The 18,780-nt window shown below is 57.9% G+C and carries 18 protein-coding genes and 1 tRNA gene; 6 read left to right on the top strand and 13 right to left on the bottom strand.

Features of this window, described 5'->3' with window-relative positions:
• Positions 1–393: 393 nt before the first annotated feature.
• The 5 genes from D0N36_RS16560 to D0N36_RS16540 all read right to left on the bottom strand — a co-directional run bounded on the left by D0N36_RS16560 (position 394) and on the right by D0N36_RS16540 (position 6,420).
• On the bottom strand, positions 394–1,134 hold the full coding sequence (locus D0N36_RS16560) for a DUF4476 domain-containing protein (protein WP_116942939.1): 741 nt from the start codon (positions 1,132–1,134) through the stop codon (positions 394–396).
• Between the two features lie 147 nt (positions 1,135–1,281).
• Complete coding sequence (locus D0N36_RS16555) at positions 1,282–3,213, bottom strand: OmpA family protein (RefSeq protein ID WP_242478968.1); 1,932 nt, start codon at positions 3,211–3,213, stop codon at positions 1,282–1,284.
• 134 nt (positions 3,214–3,347) lie between these two features.
• A complete protein-coding gene (locus tag D0N36_RS16550) occupies positions 3,348–3,833 on the bottom strand; it encodes a hypothetical protein (RefSeq protein WP_116942943.1) in 486 nt (161 codons plus the stop codon).
• Positions 3,834–4,000: 167 nt separating this feature from the next.
• The gene (locus D0N36_RS16545) at positions 4,001–4,900 is read right to left on the bottom strand and encodes a (Fe-S)-binding protein (RefSeq protein WP_242478967.1); all 900 of its coding nucleotides are present in this window, start codon (positions 4,898–4,900) and stop codon (positions 4,001–4,003) included.
• Between the two features lie 116 nt (positions 4,901–5,016).
• Positions 5,017–6,420, bottom strand: coding sequence for a (Fe-S)-binding protein (locus D0N36_RS16540; protein WP_116942937.1), 1,404 nt, complete (start codon positions 6,418–6,420; stop codon positions 5,017–5,019).
• A gap of 180 nt (positions 6,421–6,600) precedes the next feature.
• On the opposite strand from D0N36_RS16540, the gene D0N36_RS16535 reads away from it, so the two are divergent.
• Positions 6,601–6,673 (top strand) — tRNA-Phe (locus D0N36_RS16535).
• Between the two features lie 36 nt (positions 6,674–6,709).
• On the opposite strand, the gene D0N36_RS16530 is transcribed toward D0N36_RS16535, so the two are convergent.
• The gene (locus tag D0N36_RS16530) at positions 6,710–7,894 is read right to left on the bottom strand and encodes a J domain-containing protein (RefSeq protein WP_116942936.1); all 1,185 of its coding nucleotides are present in this window, start codon (positions 7,892–7,894) and stop codon (positions 6,710–6,712) included.
• 143 nt (positions 7,895–8,037) lie between these two features.
• Here D0N36_RS16530 and D0N36_RS16525 point away from each other — a divergent pair, with 143 nt between their 5' ends.
• Genes D0N36_RS16525 through D0N36_RS16515 form a run of 3 tightly spaced genes read left to right on the top strand, consistent with a single transcriptional unit; the run spans position 8,038 to position 9,960 of the window.
• Positions 8,038–8,424 carry a phage holin family protein gene (locus D0N36_RS16525; RefSeq protein WP_116942935.1) on the top strand — a complete coding sequence of 129 codons (387 nt, stop codon included), beginning with the start codon at positions 8,038–8,040 and terminating at the stop codon, positions 8,422–8,424.
• A gap of 8 nt (positions 8,425–8,432) precedes the next feature.
• On the top strand, positions 8,433–9,173 hold the full coding sequence (locus D0N36_RS16520; protein WP_116942934.1) for a hypothetical protein: 741 nt from the start codon (positions 8,433–8,435) through the stop codon (positions 9,171–9,173).
• Positions 9,151–9,960 carry a geranylgeranylglyceryl/heptaprenylglyceryl phosphate synthase gene (locus tag D0N36_RS16515; RefSeq protein WP_242478969.1) on the top strand — a complete coding sequence of 270 codons (810 nt, stop codon included), beginning with the start codon at positions 9,151–9,153 and terminating at the stop codon, positions 9,958–9,960. The genes D0N36_RS16520 and D0N36_RS16515 overlap by 23 nt, the downstream gene beginning before the upstream one ends.
• 117 nt (positions 9,961–10,077) lie before the next feature.
• Here the strand turns inward: D0N36_RS16515 and D0N36_RS16510 are convergent, their stop codons facing one another.
• The 7 genes from D0N36_RS16510 to panC all read right to left on the bottom strand — a co-directional run bounded on the left by D0N36_RS16510 (position 10,078) and on the right by panC (position 16,271).
• Positions 10,078–11,001 carry a helix-turn-helix domain-containing protein gene (locus D0N36_RS16510; protein WP_116942933.1) on the bottom strand — a complete coding sequence of 308 codons (924 nt, stop codon included), beginning with the start codon at positions 10,999–11,001 and terminating at the stop codon, positions 10,078–10,080.
• Positions 11,002–11,160: 159 nt separating this feature from the next.
• On the bottom strand, positions 11,161–12,300 hold the full coding sequence (locus tag D0N36_RS16505) for an acyl-CoA dehydrogenase family protein (RefSeq protein ID WP_116942932.1): 1,140 nt from the start codon (positions 12,298–12,300) through the stop codon (positions 11,161–11,163).
• Between the two features lie 216 nt (positions 12,301–12,516).
• Positions 12,517–13,206: a zinc metallopeptidase gene (locus D0N36_RS16500; RefSeq protein WP_116942931.1), complete on the bottom strand. Its 690-nt coding sequence runs from the start codon at positions 13,204–13,206 to the stop codon at positions 12,517–12,519.
• A gap of 62 nt (positions 13,207–13,268) precedes the next feature.
• Positions 13,269–13,748 carry a D-glycero-beta-D-manno-heptose 1-phosphate adenylyltransferase gene (rfaE2, locus tag D0N36_RS16495; RefSeq protein WP_116942930.1) on the bottom strand — a complete coding sequence of 160 codons (480 nt, stop codon included), beginning with the start codon at positions 13,746–13,748 and terminating at the stop codon, positions 13,269–13,271.
• A 75-nt stretch (positions 13,749–13,823) separates the two neighbouring features.
• Entirely contained in the window at positions 13,824–14,879 is a 1,056-nt protein-coding gene (locus D0N36_RS16490; protein ID WP_116942929.1) for a lysylphosphatidylglycerol synthase transmembrane domain-containing protein, read from the bottom strand.
• 41 nt (positions 14,880–14,920) lie between these two features.
• Complete coding sequence (gene panD, locus D0N36_RS16485; protein ID WP_116942928.1) at positions 14,921–15,268, bottom strand: aspartate 1-decarboxylase; 348 nt, start codon at positions 15,266–15,268, stop codon at positions 14,921–14,923.
• Between the two features lie 148 nt (positions 15,269–15,416).
• Positions 15,417–16,271 carry a pantoate--beta-alanine ligase gene (gene panC, locus D0N36_RS16480; RefSeq protein WP_116942927.1) on the bottom strand — a complete coding sequence of 285 codons (855 nt, stop codon included), beginning with the start codon at positions 16,269–16,271 and terminating at the stop codon, positions 15,417–15,419.
• 119 nt (positions 16,272–16,390) lie between these two features.
• Between panC and D0N36_RS16475 the strand changes: the two genes are divergently transcribed.
• Together D0N36_RS16475 and D0N36_RS16470 are read left to right on the top strand one after the other, a co-directional pair.
• The gene (locus D0N36_RS16475; protein ID WP_092773934.1) at positions 16,391–17,203 is read left to right on the top strand and encodes a glycogen/starch synthase; all 813 of its coding nucleotides are present in this window, start codon (positions 16,391–16,393) and stop codon (positions 17,201–17,203) included.
• Positions 17,204–17,461: 258 nt separating this feature from the next.
• Complete coding sequence (locus tag D0N36_RS16470; RefSeq protein ID WP_190242726.1) at positions 17,462–18,724, top strand: DUF4270 family protein; 1,263 nt, start codon at positions 17,462–17,464, stop codon at positions 18,722–18,724.
• The last annotated feature ends 56 nt before the right edge of the window (positions 18,725–18,780 follow it).

Below are 18,780 nucleotides of genomic sequence, written 5' to 3'. Positions count from 1 at the left end.
AACACCGAAACAAGAAAAAGTTTTCCTCTTTTCGGTCTTCCTGCTAGCGTCCGCGGCCTTTTCAGGTGACTTGGCTAACCAGAGTGAAAGCGCTTCCGGTTGAAGCGGGGTGCAAAGGTAGTAAAACCTTTCCAACTTCCGCAACTCTATTGGGCAACTTTTTTTTCAAGCAGCTTTCCCGGGAGAGAAGCCAGCCCGACCGCGTTCCGGTTGGGGATGCAAAAGTGCGGCATTACGCTGGATTACGCAAGCACCCGGGGTAAAATACCCGTGCAAGACCCGCTTCGCCCCACAGAATCAGTCACTTTGTTTTTGGGAGCCAAACGAAAGCCGGCCTTCCCTACTCTCTATAATATAGGAGCGAGAAGGCCGGCTGGTTGATAAAGCGGCTTTTTAGCGGATGGAATGCACATATTCCTGTACTTCCCGGATGCTGGAGGGAAACACCAACGCATCATATACCTGGTAAAAGTTGTGCCGGTCGGCGACGCGGCTGTACAGGTACTTGGCGGTTTCGATGCGGTTCGCATCGAAGGAGAGGCATTGAATGAAGCGTCGCGCATCCTGAGACGTAATAACCGATTCGCGTAGGGCATCGTGCATAATGCCCATGCGGGCATCATCAAAGGGCCGGCGCTGGATTGCCTGGAGCAGATTGTCTACTTCGGCCGGGGATAATTGGTAGGCCGGAGCCGAATATTCGTCAGTTGGATACCTAGGATTCTGATACCCAGGTGCGGGATAACCAGGATTTGGGTACTGACCTTGGTTTGGATACGACACTACTGGCGGAGCTAGCGGCACAGTACTCACGGTGCGCAGCGCGGGCGGGAAACCAGGGCGGGCGAGGAGTATGAAGTTTGTCTCGAAGCCCTCGGCCAGGAAAATCTGGGTGCGGTAGTTGAAACCCCGGCCACGCCCCACAGGAATGTAGAAGTCGGCCCAGTGGTAACCGGGGCGCAACTGGTCGAGGTATATCTGGGGGCGGGCACCGCGGGAAACGGGTTGCCCGTCGAGGGAGAGCCGGAAGGCCAGGCCCTGCTCGCCGGTGATGCTGGCCGTGACCGGCGCGGCCTGCGCAACGCCGAGGACCAGTAGCAAGCTGCAAAGCAGCAGGGGTAGCATTCGTTTCATGGGGCGGGGGGGGGAAAGCAGTATAGCGGGCCCAAGCCAAGGATTGTGCCAAATGGCTGCACCTCCCCTACCCACATTGGCCCCAACCCAAACCGCCCGGCCTGCAGAATGCAAACCGGGCGGTTGGACTACGTGGGCAGCTGGTATCTACTCCGCAATTTTGGTCACTTTGAATTCGGTGCGGCGGTTGCGCTGGTACTGCTCCTCGGTCTTGGCATTCGGTACTACCGGGCGCGACTCGCCGTAGCCTTTGGCTGTGATACGGCCGGGGGCAATGCCTTTGGAGATGATGTAATCGACGGCCGACTGGGCTCGGCGCTGGGAAAGGGCCTGGTTGTAGGCGTCCTTGCCGCGCGAGTCGGTGTGCGAGCTCAGCTCGATAGTGATGCGGGGGTTGTCATTGAGCGTCTCTACTAGCTTATCAAGCTCCAGAGCCGCATCGGGGCGGATATTTGACTTATCGTAATCGTAGAAGATGTTGTCGACCACAATGGCCTTGTTCTTCACGATTTTGGTGAGCGTGAGCGTAACGGGAATCCGCACCTCGTTTACCGGATCAGGTAGCAAATCCTGAGCAGGCTTGCGGCCGATGGTAGTAATGGAATTTCGGGCTGCGAAGTACCCGTCACGGTTGGCGAGAAGGGCATAGCTAGCAGCGGCCGAGTCGAGTTTGAAGAGGAACTTGCCGTCGGGGCCACTGGTGGTAGTTTGGAGCTGCTGGCCGTTGGCCCCAAGCAAAGCTACAGGCTGGTTGGGAACGGCGGTGGTGTTACCAGTTTTGTTGTCGCGCTCTACTACGGTACCGTCGGCTACGAAGAAGACCAGTTTAATTGGGTTCTCGCGGAAACGGTACAGATCATCGGAGCCCTTACCACCGGGCCGGTTCGAGGAAAATACTCCACCCTGCTTATCGGTAAAGAAGGGTGCGAAGTCGTCGCCGGGGCTGTTGATGGGGCTGCCCAAGTTCTGCACCTGGCCTTTATCGAGTTTGAAGATGTCGAGCTTCCCGAGGCCAGGATGACCGTCGGAGGAGAAGTACAGCACGCCCTCGGGCGAAATGGCCGGGAAGCTCTCGTTACCCACCGTGTTCACCTTATCGCCTAGGCTTTCGGGAGCGGCGAAGCGGCCGGGACCTTCCATGGCAGCCTTGTATAAGTCGCTACCGCCGAAGCCGCCCTTGCGGGTGGAGGCAAAGTAGAGCGTCTGGCCATCGGCCGAGAAAACCGGCGAATACTCGTCGGCGGTACTGCTGTTCACGCCGCGCAGGATTTCGGGCTCAGTCCAAGCGTTTTCGCGGAAGTAGGAAATCCACAGGTCAACGCTCAGCAGGCCCTTTTTGGAGCCGTCGTTGGAGCGGGCGAATACCAACATCTTACCATCGGGCGAGTAGGTGGCGCTGGCCTCGTGGCGGTTGGCGGAGTTGATAACGGGCTCGAGCTTGCGCACGGTACCGCCGGTAAGCTTCTGGTCGTCGGCGAAGCGCACGGCGTAGAGGTCGTTGAACCCTTCGCCGTTGCCAGGAAAAAGCTTGCCCTCGCGGCCTGAGGCAAATACCAGCTCTTTAGACTCGGGGATGCGGGTAGTGCTGAACTCCGACGCGGGCGTGTTCAACTCATCCAAGGGCATTACCTCGCTGTTGGTGCGCTGAGCCAACAGGTCTTTTGAGGCGCGCGCGTTTCTGGCTTCGGCTTCGGCCTGGGCAGTGAGGGTGCGGTTGCTACCTACCTCGGCGTATTGCGTGAACTGCTCGGCAGCTTCATCGAACTTGCCGTTGGCCCGGAGCGCCAGGGCGTAGTAGTAGCCGGCGTCGGCCTTGCGGGCTCCGCCGCCGAGGGCGGCTTTGTAGTAGGGCTCGGCCTGCTCGATGCGGTTGGAAAGGCGGTAAGACTCGGCAATTCGGTAGTTGCCCTGGGCCACGTTTTTGCCCTTCGCTACTTCGGCCTTATATAAGGTAAGCGCCGACTCGTATTCGCCGCGCGCAAACCGCTTATCGGCCTTGCTCAGCCCCCCGGTGGTAGCGCAGCCCGCCAGCAGGGTGGCCGAACCCACGGCAGTCCACATTAGAATAGCGTTTTTCATAATAGCAGGCAGGGAGGAAAGAAGAACCGGCAGCGGGCCACGGTGGGTGGCCCATGCGCGGATAATGCGCAGATAGTGCGGCTAAGATGCAAGTTTTCCGACGGAAAAGTCGGTTTTAGCGCCCCAGCCGTTTGTTAAACGAAGTAGCGGGTAAGCCAAGTATCGGCGGCCGGAGCCGGCCACCGCTCCAGCAATTGCTGGCGCTGGCCAATAGTGTTGTCGAAATACGGCGTTTCGGCCGAAAGCGTGCCGGCGGCAATGGCGGGGCCGAGTTGCTTACGGTCGAGCAGCGTTACGGTCCCATCCACCCAAAAGGCCAGCTTCGACTTTTCGAGCAGTTCCACTCCTAGCTGCTGTTCCACACTCTGCACGAAACGCACCGAGGCATCAATCGAGCAGCCACTGGCGTCGGCCACGCCCTCATCGAGCCCAATAACCAGAAACTGGTCGTGGAGCACAACAGCCGAGGCGGCCAGGGTACGGCCGTGGCTGGTCCACTCGTCGGCGAAACGGTGCAACGTGGGCTGCACATCGGTTTGTTCGGCGGCCGTGAGGGGGCGGTTGGCCTGGTAAATCCAGATGCGGGCCGAGGGCGACAGCTGATCGAAGGGAACGTACATGGGTAGGGTATAGTACGAAGCTCCAGCTTCGCGTTTCATTGAACGATACTACTACAATGTCAGCAACGATACGCGAAGCTGGAGCTTCACGCTACTTACAAAGAAACAGCCCCGGCCGGAAGTTCCGGCCGGGGCTGTTTTTGAAGCGAGTTGATTCAGGCCGAAAGCTACGCGTTCAGGCCCTCGGCAGAGGCAATCAGCTCGGCCAGGTCGAATACCTGCACGTCCTGCTCGCGGTCTTTGTTTTTCACACCGTCGGCCATCATGGTCATGCAGAAAGGGCAGGCCACGGCAATAACGCTGCCGCCGGCTGCTTTGGCCGAAGCAGGGCCGGCAGGGGCATTGCTTTCCACACCGCGCAGGTTATCGAGCACGGCGGTGGCGCCGTCGAGGGTCGCCAGGGCTTCCTCGGCGCGCTCAATGTTCACTTCCTTGTTGCCGGGCTCGGCGTCTTTCCACATCTGGGCACCACCGGCGCCGCAGCACAAGCCGTTGGTTTTGCAGCGCTTCATCTCCACCAAATCGGCGTCGAGCACTTCCAGCACGGCCCGTGGGGCTTCGTAGATGTCGTTGGCTCGGCCCAGGTAGCAGGAGTCGTGGAACGTGATGCGGCGGCCTTTGAACGATTCGCCGCCCTCGGCCTTCACCTTGCCCTCGTTGATGAGCTGCTGCAGGAAGGTGCTGTGGTGAATCACTTCGTACTCGCCACCCAAAGCGGGGTACTCGTTTTTGATGGTGTTGAAGCAATGCGGGCAGGCCGTGACCACCTTCTTGATACCGTAGCCATCGAGGGTGGCAATGTTGGTCATGGCCTGCATCTGAAACAGGAACTCGTTGCCGGCGCGCTTGGCCGGGTCGCCGGTGCAGGTTTCCTCCTTGCCCAGCACGGCGTAGTTCACGCCCACATGGTCGAGGATGCGCACAAAGGCGCGGGTCACGCGCTTGTACCGGTCGTCGAAGGCCCCGGCGCAGCCCACCCAGAACAGGATTTCAGGACTCTCGCCCCGGGCCGCCAAATCGGCCATTACGGGTACAGAAACAGGGCGCTTGGCAGTTTGCTCAGCCATTATATTGAGAAGCTAGAAGTCAGGAGTAAGAAGGGAGAAGCTGTGGTATGCACTACAGATTCAGGCGAGAAGGTGCAGAAGTGAGGAAGGAGAAAATGCGAGCTGCATTCCACCTTCTAGCTCCCAACTACCAGCTCCTTTTTTTCGGCCACGAACAGGTCGTCGGCCCAGTTGAAGCGGTCGGAGGGCGAGAAGGCCCAAGGCGCGCCGTTGTTTTCGATGTTGCTGAACATGGCGTTCAGGGCGTTGGGGGCGGCCGACTCTTCGAGCACCAGGAAGCGGCGCATTTCGATGATGCTTTCCAGCGGGTTGATATTCACCGGGCAAGCCTCAACGCAGGCGTTGCAGGTGGTGCAGGCCCACAGCTCCTCGGGCGTTACGTAGCCGCGTAGCAACGTGTGGTTTTCTTTGTCGAGCTGTTCCTGGGGGTCATGCTTGGCGTCCGCACCGTACAGGGCGGGGCTGAAAATGAGCGGCGCATTATACTTCTCCTCCACCCGGTCGCGGGTGTCCATGATGATTTTGCGGGGCGAAAGGAGCTTGCCCGTGATGTTGGCCGGGCACACCGAAGTGCAGCGGCCACATTCGGTGCACGAGTAGGCGCTGAGCAGGTTGGTCCAGGCCAGATCGTCCACATCTTTGGCGCCGAAGGGCGTAGGGGCCAGCATTGAGCCATCGGGGTTGGTAGCCGGGGCCGGCACCGCATAGCTGGGGTCCATCATGGCCTTCACCTCGTGGGTGATGCTTTCCACGTTCGAGAACTGCCCCTGCGGAAGCAGCCGCGAGAAGTACACGTTCGGAAACGCCATGATGATGTGGAAGTGCTTGCTGCTGGGCAGGTAATTCAGAAACAGCAGAATGCCCACGATGTGTGCCCACCAGCCCACGCGCTCCAGCACGTGCAGCGTTGGCACGCTATCGGGCAGCAGGCCAGTCAGGAACTGGCTGACGGGGTAGGCACCCGGCAGGTCCAGGCCTTGGAGCTGGTAGGCCTTCAGGTCGGCCGTGTTCATCAGAAACAGGGCCGCCATCAGCACCACCTCCACATAGAGAATGATGTTGGCATCCATCTTGGGCCAAGCCCTCATTTCGGGACCGGTGAAGCGCTTCACCACATTCGCATTGCGCCGCCACCAGAAGGCCACGACAGCCAGGACGACGAGCGCCCCCAGGATTTCGTTGGTGCCGGTAAGGGCCGAATAAAGCGGTCCGGCGAACTGCAGGAAACGGTGGGTGCCGAACAGGCCGTCCACCATAATCTCAATCACCTCAATGTTGATGACAATGAAGCCCACATACACAATCAGGTGCAGGAAGGCCGGCGTCAGGCGCTTGAACATCTTCTGCTGGCCGAAAGCCACGAGCAGCGTTTTCCAGAGCCGCTCGTTCACGTGGCCGCTCATGTCCCGGTCGCGGCCCACCAGCACATTGGCCCGGATGCGGCTGGCCTGCCAGGCAAACAGGCCGAAGCCCGCCAGCGCCACCAGCAGGAAGATGATGTTTTGAATGGAGAAATGCACGGAAAAAGGGTAAGTTTAGGGTTGGATCCGAAATATACTCGGTATGCATAACAATTTACCGCTTTTGAGGCAGATAGTTTCGAAAGCCAACATTTTTTTCGATTCTGGTTTGCAGGTTAAAAATGGTTTGCTACTTTTGTGCTCCCCAACGGCCAATAGGCCTGCCGGGAACCACGAGCTGGTAATGTAGCTCAGTTGGTAGAGCACAGCACTGAAAATGCTGGTGTCGTTGGTTCGATTCCAATCATTACCACAAAAAACCCCGATTCTACCTCAGAATCGGGGTTTTTTATTTTACGGCAGTTGGTCTGGTGCTTCTACCCTGCGGCGGCTCCGCGGCGCAGGTAGTATCGCGGGCGGCGCGGGCAAACTCGTAGCCCTGCAGCACGGCCCGCCGCAGCAGGTCGCAGGCGCGTGGCGCATCGCGCTGCTGCTGCGCCACGCGCCCCAGCAGGAAATATAGCTGCCCGCTGTGGGGCGTGATATCGAGTACTTCCCAGTAATCGTTCTGGGCAGCTTCGTAGCGACCCAGCTTGAAATTGGCCAGCCCCCGGAATGTGAGTAATTGCCCCCGCAGCCGCGAAGGCCCGCTGGCATGGCGCAACCCACTCGATAATGTGCGGACAGCCGTCGCGAACTGCTGCTGCCGAAACAGCTCCATTTCGCCCTGCCATAGCCACGCCCGGGCCAACGTACTATCGAGGGCTAGGGCTTTCTGGTAAGCTTCCTGAGCAGGTGCAGTCTGGCCGAGTGCGGCCTCGCACTTGGCTAGGCGCAGCCATAACTGCCCCCGCAGCGCGACCGGGGCCTCGGGCAGGGCAGCGCGCAGATCGGCCCGGGCGGCAGCGTAATCATGCAGCCCAAGCTGGGCAGCTTCGGCCCGCCGCCGCAGGGCCAAGTTGTGGTCGGGCCGGAAGTGCAACGCGTCGGTGAAGTAGCTGTGGGCCCCGGCCCAGTTACCTTTTGTATAGGCCTGCAGGCCCCGCTTATAGTTACCAGTGCCCGACACATAGTCCATTGTAATCTTGACAGAGACCATAAACAGCGCTAACCCCAGCCCCAGCAGCACCGTGAGCCAGTAGTCACGCCGCGTGAACTTTACTTTCTGGCGCGCGATGGGGCGGTAGTGTCGCTCATTGGCCCCGGCAGGCCGGCGAGTGCGCAACGGCGGGGCCGGCGCGGGCATGGGCGCGCCATAAATGTGCTGGCCCTGCTGGCGGAAGTGCTGCTGCCGTCGGGCCTCATCGAGCCGGCGGGCGTCGGCACGTAGCTGCTGGTCGTAGTGGGCACGGCGGGCCTCGTGGCCCAGCACCCGGTAAGCCACGGCCACGGCCTTAAACAGTTCCTCGTAGAGCACATTACCGCCGTGCTTGTCGGGGTGGTACAGCACTGCCAGACGCCTGTAGGCCAGCCGGATATCGGGTAGCGTGGCCGTTACCGGCACACCCAGTACTTGGTAATGATTCTGGCTCAAAGCAGGGCAGTATAGCGTAAAAATAAACCAATTTCAGACACGGCTTCGCCTTTTCCGTATGCAACAGCTACCATATAACGGGTAGCAGCCTTATTTGCCGTCGCCCTACTCTGTAACATTGTTTCCCCGCAAAAGTCTCCTCCATGGGCCTGTTCTCCACCGAAGAAAACGCTTCCAAAACACCGCAAAATGACAGTTTGGTGGGTAATCTGAAGGGTTACCTCGACACCCGCCTCGACCTGGTGCGGCTGGAGGTGCAGGAAAAAGCCAAGCACACCTTTGTAATTGTGGCGCACGGCATCACTATAGCTATTATAGGCCTGTTCTTTTTTCTGTTTCTGAATCTGTTCCTGGCTTTCCTGCTAAACGATGTGCTCGACAGCCATTTCTGGGGCTTTGGAATCGTGGCGGGCTTCTATCTTATTTTGCTGGTTGCCTTTGTTATGGGAGTCGACAAGTCGGCCTTCCAGGCTCTGGCCGATAAGATGCTGAGCAACACCATTTATAACTCTGACAAACGCCAAGCATAACCCGACCGATGACTGAGCTACACAACCCTTTGTTTGAAGACGAAAAAGAGTTTCTGGAGCGCCAGAAGCTGGAATACGAGCGTGCCCTAATGGGCGACGTTCAGGGTATAAAGGAGAAAACGCTGCAGGTAGGCAAGTATGCCGCTGCAGGGGCCGGGATACTGGGTGGATTGTGGCTTATCTCGAAGGCGCTTGGCAGCTCGAAATCCAAAAACAAGCCGGCAAGGGCCCTCAAAGCTGCCGAGAAAGAATCTGGAAACCGCCTGAAGGGCGGCTTGCGCCGACCGCTGGCATCTACTACTGTCGATACGGCTGTAGCTGACGATCTGGGGTTTGGGGGGCGCCGGCTTCGGGGGAGCATGCCGGCCGCGGGCACCCCGGCCACTGATGAGGCAGACCCATTCCAGCCCGCCACAAACTATAATGCTGTAGCGCAAACCACCCGCCCGACTACCCGCCCGCAGAAGCAGGCGGCTACTGAGGCTGGCCCATCGTCGCAGTCGGACGCGTCCTCGATACTGGCCGCTACTTTCAACGCCTTTATGCAGTCGGATACAGGCAAGATGCTGGTGGCCCAGGCCACGGCCGTTACACTGGCCTTTATTGCCAAAAAGGCCAGTGACTATTTGCCAGTCCTTAAAAATGCCGACCTTGCCGCTTCGGACGCACCGCGCCAAGAGCCGGAAACCCGCGACATTGAATTTACTTACCACCACGACGACGCGGATGCGCCCAGCCAGCCTGCATGATACACTCAGCCAAAACCGCCAACTCGGCCGGAAGTCGCTGGCCGTTCTGCTGGACCCCGACAATATAGATGAGGCCGGTTGCCAGCGGTTGTTGAGCCTAAGCGAACGACACGCGGTAGATTACTTTTTTGTGGGTGGCAGTTTGGTGCTTGGTTCGCATCAGGCTGCCCTCATTCGTTTTATCAAGAGTCGTTCCAGCGTGCCCGTGCTGCTCTTCCCGAGCCATAGTCTGCACCTCGACTCGCAGGCCGACGGTATCCTGCTTTTGTCCTTGATTTCGGGCCGCAACCCCGAGTTTCTGATTGGTCAGCACGTAGTTGCAGCCCCACGGCTGCGCGAAAGTGGACTCCAGATTCTGCCTACCGGCTACATGCTCGTTGACAGCGGCCGCCAGACGACGGCCAGCTACATCAGCGGCACTACGCCCCTCCCCCACGACAAGCCGGCTATTGCCGCCTGTACCGCCATGGCCGGCGAACAGCTGGGCCTACGCCTCATCTACCTCGATGGTGGTAGCGGCGCCCTGAACCCCATTACGCCTGCCATGATCCGGGCCGTGCGCCAGGCGGTAGACCTGCCCCTTATTGTGGGCGGTGGCCTCAATAGTACCGAAAAGGCCCGCGCCGCACTCCATGCTGGGGCCGATGTCATTGTTGTCGGCAACCACATCGAACAGAACCCTGATTTTCTGGCTGAAGTAGCTGCCGTAATCACGGATTTTGCACATGTTGCAGGTACCGCAGATACAGACGTTGCCGTGCCTGATCAGCACGTCATCAGCAGATAGCCAATAGCTATGTGCCGGTAGCAGAAAAGTAGAGAGCCCGGCCAGATTGGCCGGGCTCTCTACTTTTCTGCTACCTTAATCATGACTGCATTATCCAGTCGTCTCCAACATCTGTGATTAGATGTTCATAGCCGATTCGCGGCGGCGCATTTTGCCGGCCGGAATGCCGAACATCATCTTGAAGCGGCGGCAGAAGTACGCGGTGTCTTTGTAGCCCACCTCCTTACCGATGTCGCGGATGCTCTTTTTGGTGGTCCGGAGCAGGAACACGGCGCGCTCCATTCGTTGATACTCAATGTAGTCCTGTGGGTTGATGCCGGTGAGCATCTTGAAGTACTGGCCCACGTAGTCCTCGCTCACGTTGGCTACGCCCGAGAGGACCTTGTTCGACAGGTCGCCGCCGATATTTTCCTTGATGTAGTTGAACAGGTCGATGAGACGCGGATCCTTGAAGTACGTGCTGTTGGTAGCCAGCTGCTCTACAAACATCTTGTTTTTGAGGATGTAGCGCACAATTTCCACCACTACGTTCTCGGTGTAAATCGTGATGAGCCGTTCGCGGCCGGGTAACTCCTGCAGGCTCTCTTCCACCACCTTGATGATGAGGTTAGCCAACTTGGAGTTGTTGGTAATGAGAAAGGCCGGCACATCGAGTGAGGCGAAGAAGTTCACAGAATCGAACACCTTGGCCTCGAAGCTCACAAACGAGTGGCTCTCCTCGGCGTCGCCAATCAGGTCGAGGTCGGAGTTGGAGTGGAAGAACTTATCCTTGTTGGTGATAAGGTCGTCGTTGGTAATGCTCTTGCTGGGGTCGTGGCCGTACGTAACCTTTGTAGCACGGCCGCCAGGAATAAAGAGCATTTCGCCTTCCTCCACCGCATGGCTTTCATCCCCAAAGGAAACGTGGCCCTTATGAAGCAAAATCAGGTTGTTGCCCACATCATAGGAGTTGCGCACCGTGAAGGGCTGCTGCAACACCAGGTTCTTTGCTTTGATGTACCGGACACCCAAAGACTCTATTACTTTATTATAATCTTCCATCGATAAGTGGGGCAAGAAATTTGAATGTAGTAAACCGGATTATAGTACCCTTGGTTTAACAAATGCAAAATAACATATAAAAATTCACAAAAACACAAAACCCAGCCAATTAATGGCTGGGTTTTGTGCAATACTTCTGAATAATAGGCAATTCTGTTTCTATTTGAGAATTTCCCTAGAGATTACAATTTTCTGAATCTCGGAGGTTCCCTCATAAATCTGGGTGATTTTGGCGTCGCGCATCATCCGCTCCACATGGTATTCTTTCACGAAACCGTAGCCGCCATGAATCTGGACGGCCTCTACGGCTGTGTCCATAGCGACCTTCGAAGCAAAAAGCTTCGCCATAGCACCCGACTTGGCATACTCATGATGGGCATCTTTGTCGTGGGCCGACTGCAGGCAGAGCAGACGGGCGGCGTCGATGTTAGTGGCCATATCAGCCAGCTTGAACTGGATGGCCTGATGCTGAGAAATCGGTACGCCGAAAGCCTTGCGCTCTTGCGCGTATTTCAACGACAGCTCGTAGGCCCCGGAGGCAATACCCAGGGCTTGGGCAGCAATACCAATACGGCCGCCGGCCAGCACCTGCATAGCGAACTTGAAGCCGAAGCCATCTTCGCCAATACGGTTCTCTTTGGGCACCTTCACATCGGTGAACATCAGCGAGCAGGTGTCTGAGCCGCGGATACCAAGCTTGTTTTCCTTGGGGCCGGTTATAAAGCCTTCCATGCCCTTGTCAACGATGAGCACGTTGATGCCGCGGTGCTTGGCCTCGGCGTTGGTTTGGGCTACCACGAGGTATACCGAGGCCGTGGTGCCGTTGGTAATCCAGTTTTTGGTGCCGTTGAGCAGGTAATGGTCGCCTTTATCTTCAGCCGTGGTGCGCTGCATGGTAGCATCGGAACCGGCTTCGGGCTCCGACAGAGCAAAGGCGCCGATGATTTCGCCGGACGTCAGGCCGGGCAGGTACTTGCGCTTCTGCTCCTCGTTGCCGTACTTCTCCAGGCCCCAGCATACCAGCGAGTTGTTCACGCTCATGATAACGGAGCAGGAAGCATCAACCTTACTGATTTCTTCCATGGCCAGCACGTAGCTCACGGTATCCATGCCGCCGCCACCGTATTCGGGGCTAACCATCATGCCCATGAACCCCAGCTCGCCCATCTTCTTGATTTGCTCGGCCGGAAATTTTTGGTGCTCGTCGCGCTCAATTACGCCGGCCCATAGTTCGTTCTGGGCGAAGTCGCGGGCAGCGGCCTGTACGGCCAGTTGTTCTTCGGTAAGCTGGAAATCCATGCAGTAAGTTGGGTGGGGTGGGAAAATCAGATGGTTGGGCCGGCGCGATAAGCGGGCCGCGGCCGGACAAAATTACGCAATCAGCCGTTGGGCAGTAGCGTTCTAACACAAAACCTGCACAAAGAGTTGGCGGTCAGCGTCACTCTACTTTCCTTGGCAACTAAAAAGCCGCTTCCGGAGCTCGGGAAGCGGCTTTTGATAGCGGGTTGCGCTGAGTTAGCTGTTGCGACGGCCACCCAAGAAAAGACTGACGTAATACAGCAGCGTGGCCAGAGAGCTAAGCGCGGCAACTACGTACGTCATGGCCGCCCACCACAGCGCGTCTTTGGCCATGGCGTGCTCTTGGGGCGTTACAATGCCCCGCTTATCAATCCAAGCCAAGGCACGCTTCGAAGCATCGAACTCGACGGGCAGCGTAACGAAAGCAAACAGCGTGGTGAGCGAGAACAGCACCACGCCGGCTCCCAGCGGCCAAGGCGTACGGTTGAGCAGGAACACGCCCGCAATCAGCAGGATGGGCATAAAGCGCGATACCGCGCTCAAGGCTGGCACCATGGCCGAGCGGAATTGCAACATGTTGTAGGCCGTGGCGTGCTGCACGGCATGGCCGCACTCGTGGGCTGCCACGGCAGCAGCCGCGGCGCTACGCTCGGCATACACGGCCTCGCTTAGGTTCACGGTTTTGTCGGCTGGGTTATAGTGGTCGGTCAGGCGGCCTTCGGTGCTGATGACGCGCACATCGGTGATGCCGTTATCAGCGAGCATTAGCTCGGCAATCTGCTTGCCCGACAGGCCGTTCTGGAGACCAACCTGGGAGTACTCCTCGAACTTGCTTTTGAGGCGACGCTGTACGAGCCAGCTGACCACCATGGCGACCAGCAAAATGATGTAGATGGGAGAAAACATGATGGCAGAAAGTCAGATATGCTGGTTGAACAATGGTCCGCCGGATTTCGTGCCGGCCGACGCTAAGGCGTATGGCTGATGCGCTCGACGATGCGCGTGGTGCTGTAGCCCGGCACCAGCGGCACCGTCAGTACCCGGCCGCCGCGGGCCAGCACTACCTCGTGTCCGACAATCTGGTTTACGGCGTAGTCGTCGCCTTTCACCAGAATATCGGGTTGCACGGCTTCAATGAGGGCCAGCGGAGTTTGCTCGTCGAAGAGCGTTACGGCATCGACAAACAAAAGGGAGGCCAGAACCCGGCTGCGTGACACTTCGTCCTGCAAAGGCCGGCCGGGCTTGAGCCGGCTAACCGAAGCGTCAGTGTTCAAGCCCACCACCAGCCGCTGGCCCAGGTGCCGGGCTTTTTCGAGGTAGTCTACGTGGCCCAGGTGCAGCAGATCGAAGCAGCCATTGGTAAACACCACCTGCTCGCCGGCCGCCTGCCAGGCAGCTACAGCAGCTACGAGGGCTTCGCGGCTCAGGATTTTATCTTTCGACCACATGGCTTGAGCGGATAAGTTGGGAAGGTAGCATGCAATCAAGGCTGACAGGCCTCGTCCTGAAACCCCGGCTTACGCTTATTGCGGCCGTACTACTTCAGTTTCCAGTGCCACATCGGCCAGGGCCTGGCGCTTATGGCCCTTGCCCGATTTGACCATGCTGGCGGCAAAGCTGATGCCGCCCATGAGCACAACCAGCAGCGTCTGGGAGCCATGCACGACCAGCGCATAGGCAATGCCGGCTTCCTTGCTGATACCGTAGGCCAATAGCACGCTCTGCACCATCACATGGAAGGGCCCGATGCCGCCCGCTACCGGCGCGGCCATTCCTAGCGCCCCGAACGTGAGCACGGCCAGGCCGGCGCGCATTCCTAAATCGTAGGTTTCAGGAAAGGCGAAGAAAGCTAAGTAGTCCATGAGGTAATACACGGCCCAGGTAAAGAAGGTATGGAACAGGAACAGGCCCTTGTTTTCCAGCTTCAGTATGCTGAAAGCACCAGTCAGTACCCCTTTCACGAAGCCCACGGCCTTACTGAACAATGCATTCTGGCGGAGTCGCTCCAGATTGCGGAACACCGCGTAGCTCAGGCCCAGCAACAGCAGCAGAGCAATAGCCAGGGCCACCAGCAACGGCGTGCGGTTGCGGGCCAGATCATCGTAGCGACCAGCCAGCACTTTTTCGGTTACAAAGCTCCAAAAGGTGCTGAAGTCGAGCAGCAGCGTAGTGCCCAGCAAGCCAAACAGCACCAGCACATCAATTACCCGCTCGGTTACCACCGTACCCAGCGCTACCTGCACCGGCACGCCGCTAGTACGCCGCAGCACCGAACAGCGAATAACCTCGCCCATACGTGGCAGTACTAGGTTGGCCAGGTAGCCCACCATCATAGCATGGTACACGTCCCAATAGCGGGGATGGTAGCCTGTGGGCTCAATCTGCATTTTCCAGCGGTAAGCCCGGCTGAAATAGCCCATCACCGACAGCCCCAGCGTAAGCACCAGCCACCAGTAGTTGGCCCCGCGCACGTACTGCCCGATGCGACTCAGATCCTGCCCCTGCAGCGCATACCACATCAGGAGGCCCGACACGGATAGCAGCAGCGCGTATTTTACAATGTTGAGGACTTGCTTCATGCAGCAGGATCAGGTAGGGCTAAAGCACAAGCCATTGGCAGTTAGGCTACCCGGTTGTGCTGGTCGGGGAAGATGACGGTGGGTTGGTGCGTCTTGGCCTCAGCGAAGTCAATAAGGGCGTAGGATATAATGATGACGATGTCGCCCACGGCCACGCGGCGGGCGGCCGGGCCGTTCAGGCAAATCATGCCCGAGCCCCGCTCACCCTTAATGGTATAGGTTTCAAACCGCTCGCCGTTGTTGATATTGACGATGGTTACCTTTTCATTTTCCACCATGTTGGCCGCATCGAGCAGGTCCTCATCAATGGTGATGCTGCCCACGTAGTGCAACTCGGCTTGGGTAACCTTAACGCGGTGAATCTTCGACTTGAGAACCTCGATATGCATGTGCAAAAGCAACAGATACTGTTTGGGGGCTCAAAGATAGGAAAGGGGAGATAGTGAACCCGTAGGAGGATGAAGTAGCGAATCCGAGGGGCTTCATTATGCTGTACCCGCCATTTCCCAAACACTGGTTCAGCGGTTCGGCAGCTTTTCAGTTGGCCTCTACCACCACGTTGTCGATCAGCCGGACACCGCCGAGGTGGGCAGCCAGGCACAATACTGCGGGGTATCCGGCGTACGTATCGGTCAAGGGCTGCAGAGTGTGGGCATCGGCCACGGTAATGTATTCCAGCTCCAGCCCGGGCACGGCGGCCAGCTGCTCGCGCACAGCCGCCTGCACCGCCCCCGGCGCAGTATGCCCACCACGGAGGAGTTCGGCAGCAGCCTGCAGGCTTTGGTACAGGCGCGGGGCCAGCGCGCGAGCCTCGGGGCTCAGCCGCCGGTTGCGCGACGACATAGCCAGCCCATCGGACTCCCGCACAGTTGGAAAGGCCACCAACTCCAGGTCGAAGGCTAGGTCGCTAATGAGCTGGCGCACGATGGCTACCTGCTGAAAATCCTTCTGGCCGAAATAAGCGCGATGGGGCCGGCTGAGGTGAAAAAGCTTGCTCACTACCGTGGCCACGCCATTGAAGTGGCCGGGGCGGTGTTCCCCCTCCATTACCCGCTCCAGGGCCCCGAAACCGAACTGCACTACTGTCGGGCGGGGGTACATTTCGGCTACCGAGGGCAGAAACAGCGCCGTACAGCCGGCCGGGGCCAGCAGGGCCGCATCAGCCTCGGGCAAGCGCGGGTACAGGCGAAAATCGTCGGGGTTATTAAACTGGGTAGGATTGACAAAGATACTCACCACCACTACGTCGCACTCGGCGGCGGCGGCCCGTACCAACTGCAAATGGCCTTCGTGGAGCGCGCCCATAGTAGGCACCAAGCCAATATGTTGGCCGGCCCGACGCCATTTTTCGGTGTGGGCTTGCAACGCGGCAGCAGTAGTGAGTATCTCCATAAAGCAAAGGGGCCCGGCCAAGGGCCGGAAGGCTGACAAGAATGAAATTTCCCTCAAAAATGCTTAATTTTGTGCATCCCAAAGTGTTGCCCTCCTCTAATAACGCCAACTGACCCTTTATGTCCAAGTTGAAAATACTCTATGCTGCCACGGAAATCGACCCGTTTCTGCAGACCACCAAGGTAGCGGAGTTTTTGCGGCGTCTGCCGCAGGGAATGCAGGAAATGGGGATGGAAATCCGCATTTTTGTGCCCCGTTTTGGCATTATCAATGAGCGTAAGAACCGGTTGCACGAGGTAGTACGCCTTTCGGGCATCAACATTGCCGTGGGCGAAGACGAAAAGCCGCTCATTATTAAAGTGGCTTCTATCCCTAATGCCAAGCTACAGGTATATTTTATCGACAATGAGGATTATTTCCACCGCAAGTCGGTACTGGTCGATAAGAACGACAAGTTTCACTCGGATAACGATGAGCGGGCTATCTTCTTCTGCAAAGGAGTACTTGAAACTGTAAAGAAACTTGGCTGGGCGCCCGATATCGTGCATTGCAACGACTGGATGACGGGCCTGATTCCGATGTACCTGAAAACGACCTACAAGAAGGACCCGATTTTCAAGGATGCCAAATCGGTCTTCACGATTTACAGCAACGAATTCGATTTCAAATTCGACGCCGACATTATCGAAAAAGCCAAGATGCTTGATATCGACGACGATATGCTGGCTTCTTTGAAGACGGCTGACTTTGGCGGCTTCATCAAAACGGGTATGCAGTATGCCGACAAGGTCGTGAAATCCGACGAGGATTTCAGCGAAAACATGGAGGCGCTGTTCACCGAGTATTCGACCAAGAAGCAAATTGACCAGGTAGCCGCCGATGACGACCTGCTGACCTCTTACTACGCGCTCTATAATGAACTGGCCAACTAGCGCCGGCCGACTTTCGTCGGTTACTCTGCTCGGAATTACCCTGCTGGCCCTGACCAGCAGCTGCGAAAAAGCCAACGACTTGGGTCTTGAACTGCCCGGCACGTCGCCCATCTCCGCAACTTATCTTGATTTGCCGCTTAAGGCGTCTACGGTGCGCCAACCGGTGGTCCAGACCGTGAAAGCGAACAGCGTGCTGGTAGGCCGCGTGCGCGACTCGTTCGTGGGCACTACCACGGCCGCGGCGCCCTCAATCTACTGGTGCTACCGGGCCTTTCACCGCTCGATTCGCTGCCGGCCAAGTTTGTCAACCCCCGCCTCGATTCGGCGGTGTTCAGTCTGGCTTTCGATCAGGTGTACGGCTCTGCGGTTCAGCCACTACGCCTCGATGTACTGCCACTGCAGCAGCCGCTCGACGCCCGAACGGTGTATAACTCGACCACTGCGGTGGCAACGGGCAACCCACTGGTGAGCAATTTCACAGCGGTGCTCAATCGCGACAACATTGTGCAGTTGCCGGCCAGCAACTCTCCCGATGTTATCAGCGTGGCTTCGCCCCAGCGCACCATCCGGATTCCGCTACTTAAATCGAGTAGCGCCGCGCCGCTGGTCAATTCGGTGTTTGCGGCCATGACGTCGAACTCCGCCTTCAACCAGAGCACGCTCGACGGGCTATGGAAGGGCGTGCTGCTACGGCCCTCCGAAAGCCATGTGGGCAATGTAATCAGCATTCCACGGGCCTCTACCCGGACGGTTAATGTGGTTACCTTCTATTTCCGGACCGGTACGGAGGGTAAGAAGCGCACGTATTCCATCTATTTGGCCAATATTGTGCCACTAAGTGGTTCTTTTACAGACGGACGTTACTTCACGCAGCTCACAACTGATTTAGCCGGAAGCCCGCTGGCCGGCCTGACGCCTCAGAACTCGCTGCCCTCCAGCGCCACCAATGGCCTGACGTATGTGCAGGAGGGGGTAGGATTGAGTACTCGCCTGGAGTTTGAAGGCCTGGAAGCATTGCGCGACAAACCGACGCTGGTCATCAACCGGGCCGAACTACTTATTCCGGTCCGGCAGCTCAGCAACGGCCTCTTCCCGTATCCTTCTTCGCTTTATCTCTACGAGGTAAACCAGGACAACCAAATTCTGACGCGCCTGAATGGGGCCTCGACGGTTGACCGCCTCGTGCAGCAGGAAGAGCCGGTTAAGTTGCCTAATGGGTCGCTCATCCTGCCGTCTTCCACCGGAGTAGGCTATCCAGCTTCCGTCTCAATCCCATTCGGGCAGAATCCCACCCAGTTCTACTCAGTTGGTATCACGCAGTACTTACAGGCCCTCCTGCAGAACCGCTTCAATGCGGGTGAAGTTAGCCCTTCGGGTCTGTTGCTCTCACCGGCCCTGCGCAACGGCGAAGGCCTGCTGCTGCCGCAGCAAAGCGGTGCAGTAGCCAATCTGAACCTGAACCGAGCTCAGCTCGATGCCAATAACATCCGGCTACGCGTATACTACTCCAAGCTTCAGTAAGGAGGAGCAGCGGCCTTTAATCGGCCTGAGGGCGGCACGGCCTTTGCCAGTGTCGC

The sequence above is a fragment of the Hymenobacter lapidiphilus genome (assembly GCF_003417065.2).
GTDB lineage: Bacteria > Bacteroidota > Bacteroidia > Cytophagales > Hymenobacteraceae > Hymenobacter.
This window is presented reverse-complemented; position numbering and strand designations above follow the sequence as displayed.

Coding starts and splice junctions, on each gene's coding strand:
- D0N36_RS16510 (WP_116942933.1), bottom strand. CDS start 11,001: ATGGAAGATTATAATAAAGTAATAGAGTCTTTGGGTGTCCGGTACATC.
- rfaE2 (WP_116942930.1), bottom strand. CDS start 13,748: ATGTGGTCGAAAGATAAAATCCTGAGCCGCGAAGCCCTCGTAGCTGCT.
- D0N36_RS16520 (WP_116942934.1), top strand. CDS start 8,433: ATGACTGAGCTACACAACCCTTTGTTTGAAGACGAAAAAGAGTTTCTG.
- panD (WP_116942928.1), bottom strand. CDS start 15,268: ATGCATATCGAGGTTCTCAAGTCGAAGATTCACCGCGTTAAGGTTACC.
- D0N36_RS16545 (WP_242478967.1), bottom strand. CDS start 4,900: ATGGCTGAGCAAACTGCCAAGCGCCCTGTTTCTGTACCCGTAATGGCC.
- D0N36_RS16525 (WP_116942935.1), top strand. CDS start 8,038: ATGGGCCTGTTCTCCACCGAAGAAAACGCTTCCAAAACACCGCAAAAT.
- D0N36_RS16560 (WP_116942939.1), bottom strand. CDS start 1,134: ATGAAACGAATGCTACCCCTGCTGCTTTGCAGCTTGCTACTGGTCCTC.
- D0N36_RS16505 (WP_116942932.1), bottom strand. CDS start 12,300: ATGGATTTCCAGCTTACCGAAGAACAACTGGCCGTACAGGCCGCTGCC.
- panC (WP_116942927.1), bottom strand. CDS start 16,271: ATGGAGATACTCACTACTGCTGCCGCGTTGCAAGCCCACACCGAAAAA.
- D0N36_RS16555 (WP_242478968.1), bottom strand. CDS start 3,213: ATGAAAAACGCTATTCTAATGTGGACTGCCGTGGGTTCGGCCACCCTG.
- D0N36_RS16500 (WP_116942931.1), bottom strand. CDS start 13,206: ATGTTTTCTCCCATCTACATCATTTTGCTGGTCGCCATGGTGGTCAGC.
- D0N36_RS16475 (WP_092773934.1), top strand. CDS start 16,391: ATGTCCAAGTTGAAAATACTCTATGCTGCCACGGAAATCGACCCGTTT.
- D0N36_RS16550 (WP_116942943.1), bottom strand. CDS start 3,833: ATGTACGTTCCCTTCGATCAGCTGTCGCCCTCGGCCCGCATCTGGATT.
- D0N36_RS16515 (WP_242478969.1), top strand. CDS start 9,151: ATGCGCCCAGCCAGCCTGCATGATACACTCAGCCAAAACCGCCAACTC.
- D0N36_RS16490 (WP_116942929.1), bottom strand. CDS start 14,879: ATGAAGCAAGTCCTCAACATTGTAAAATACGCGCTGCTGCTATCCGTG.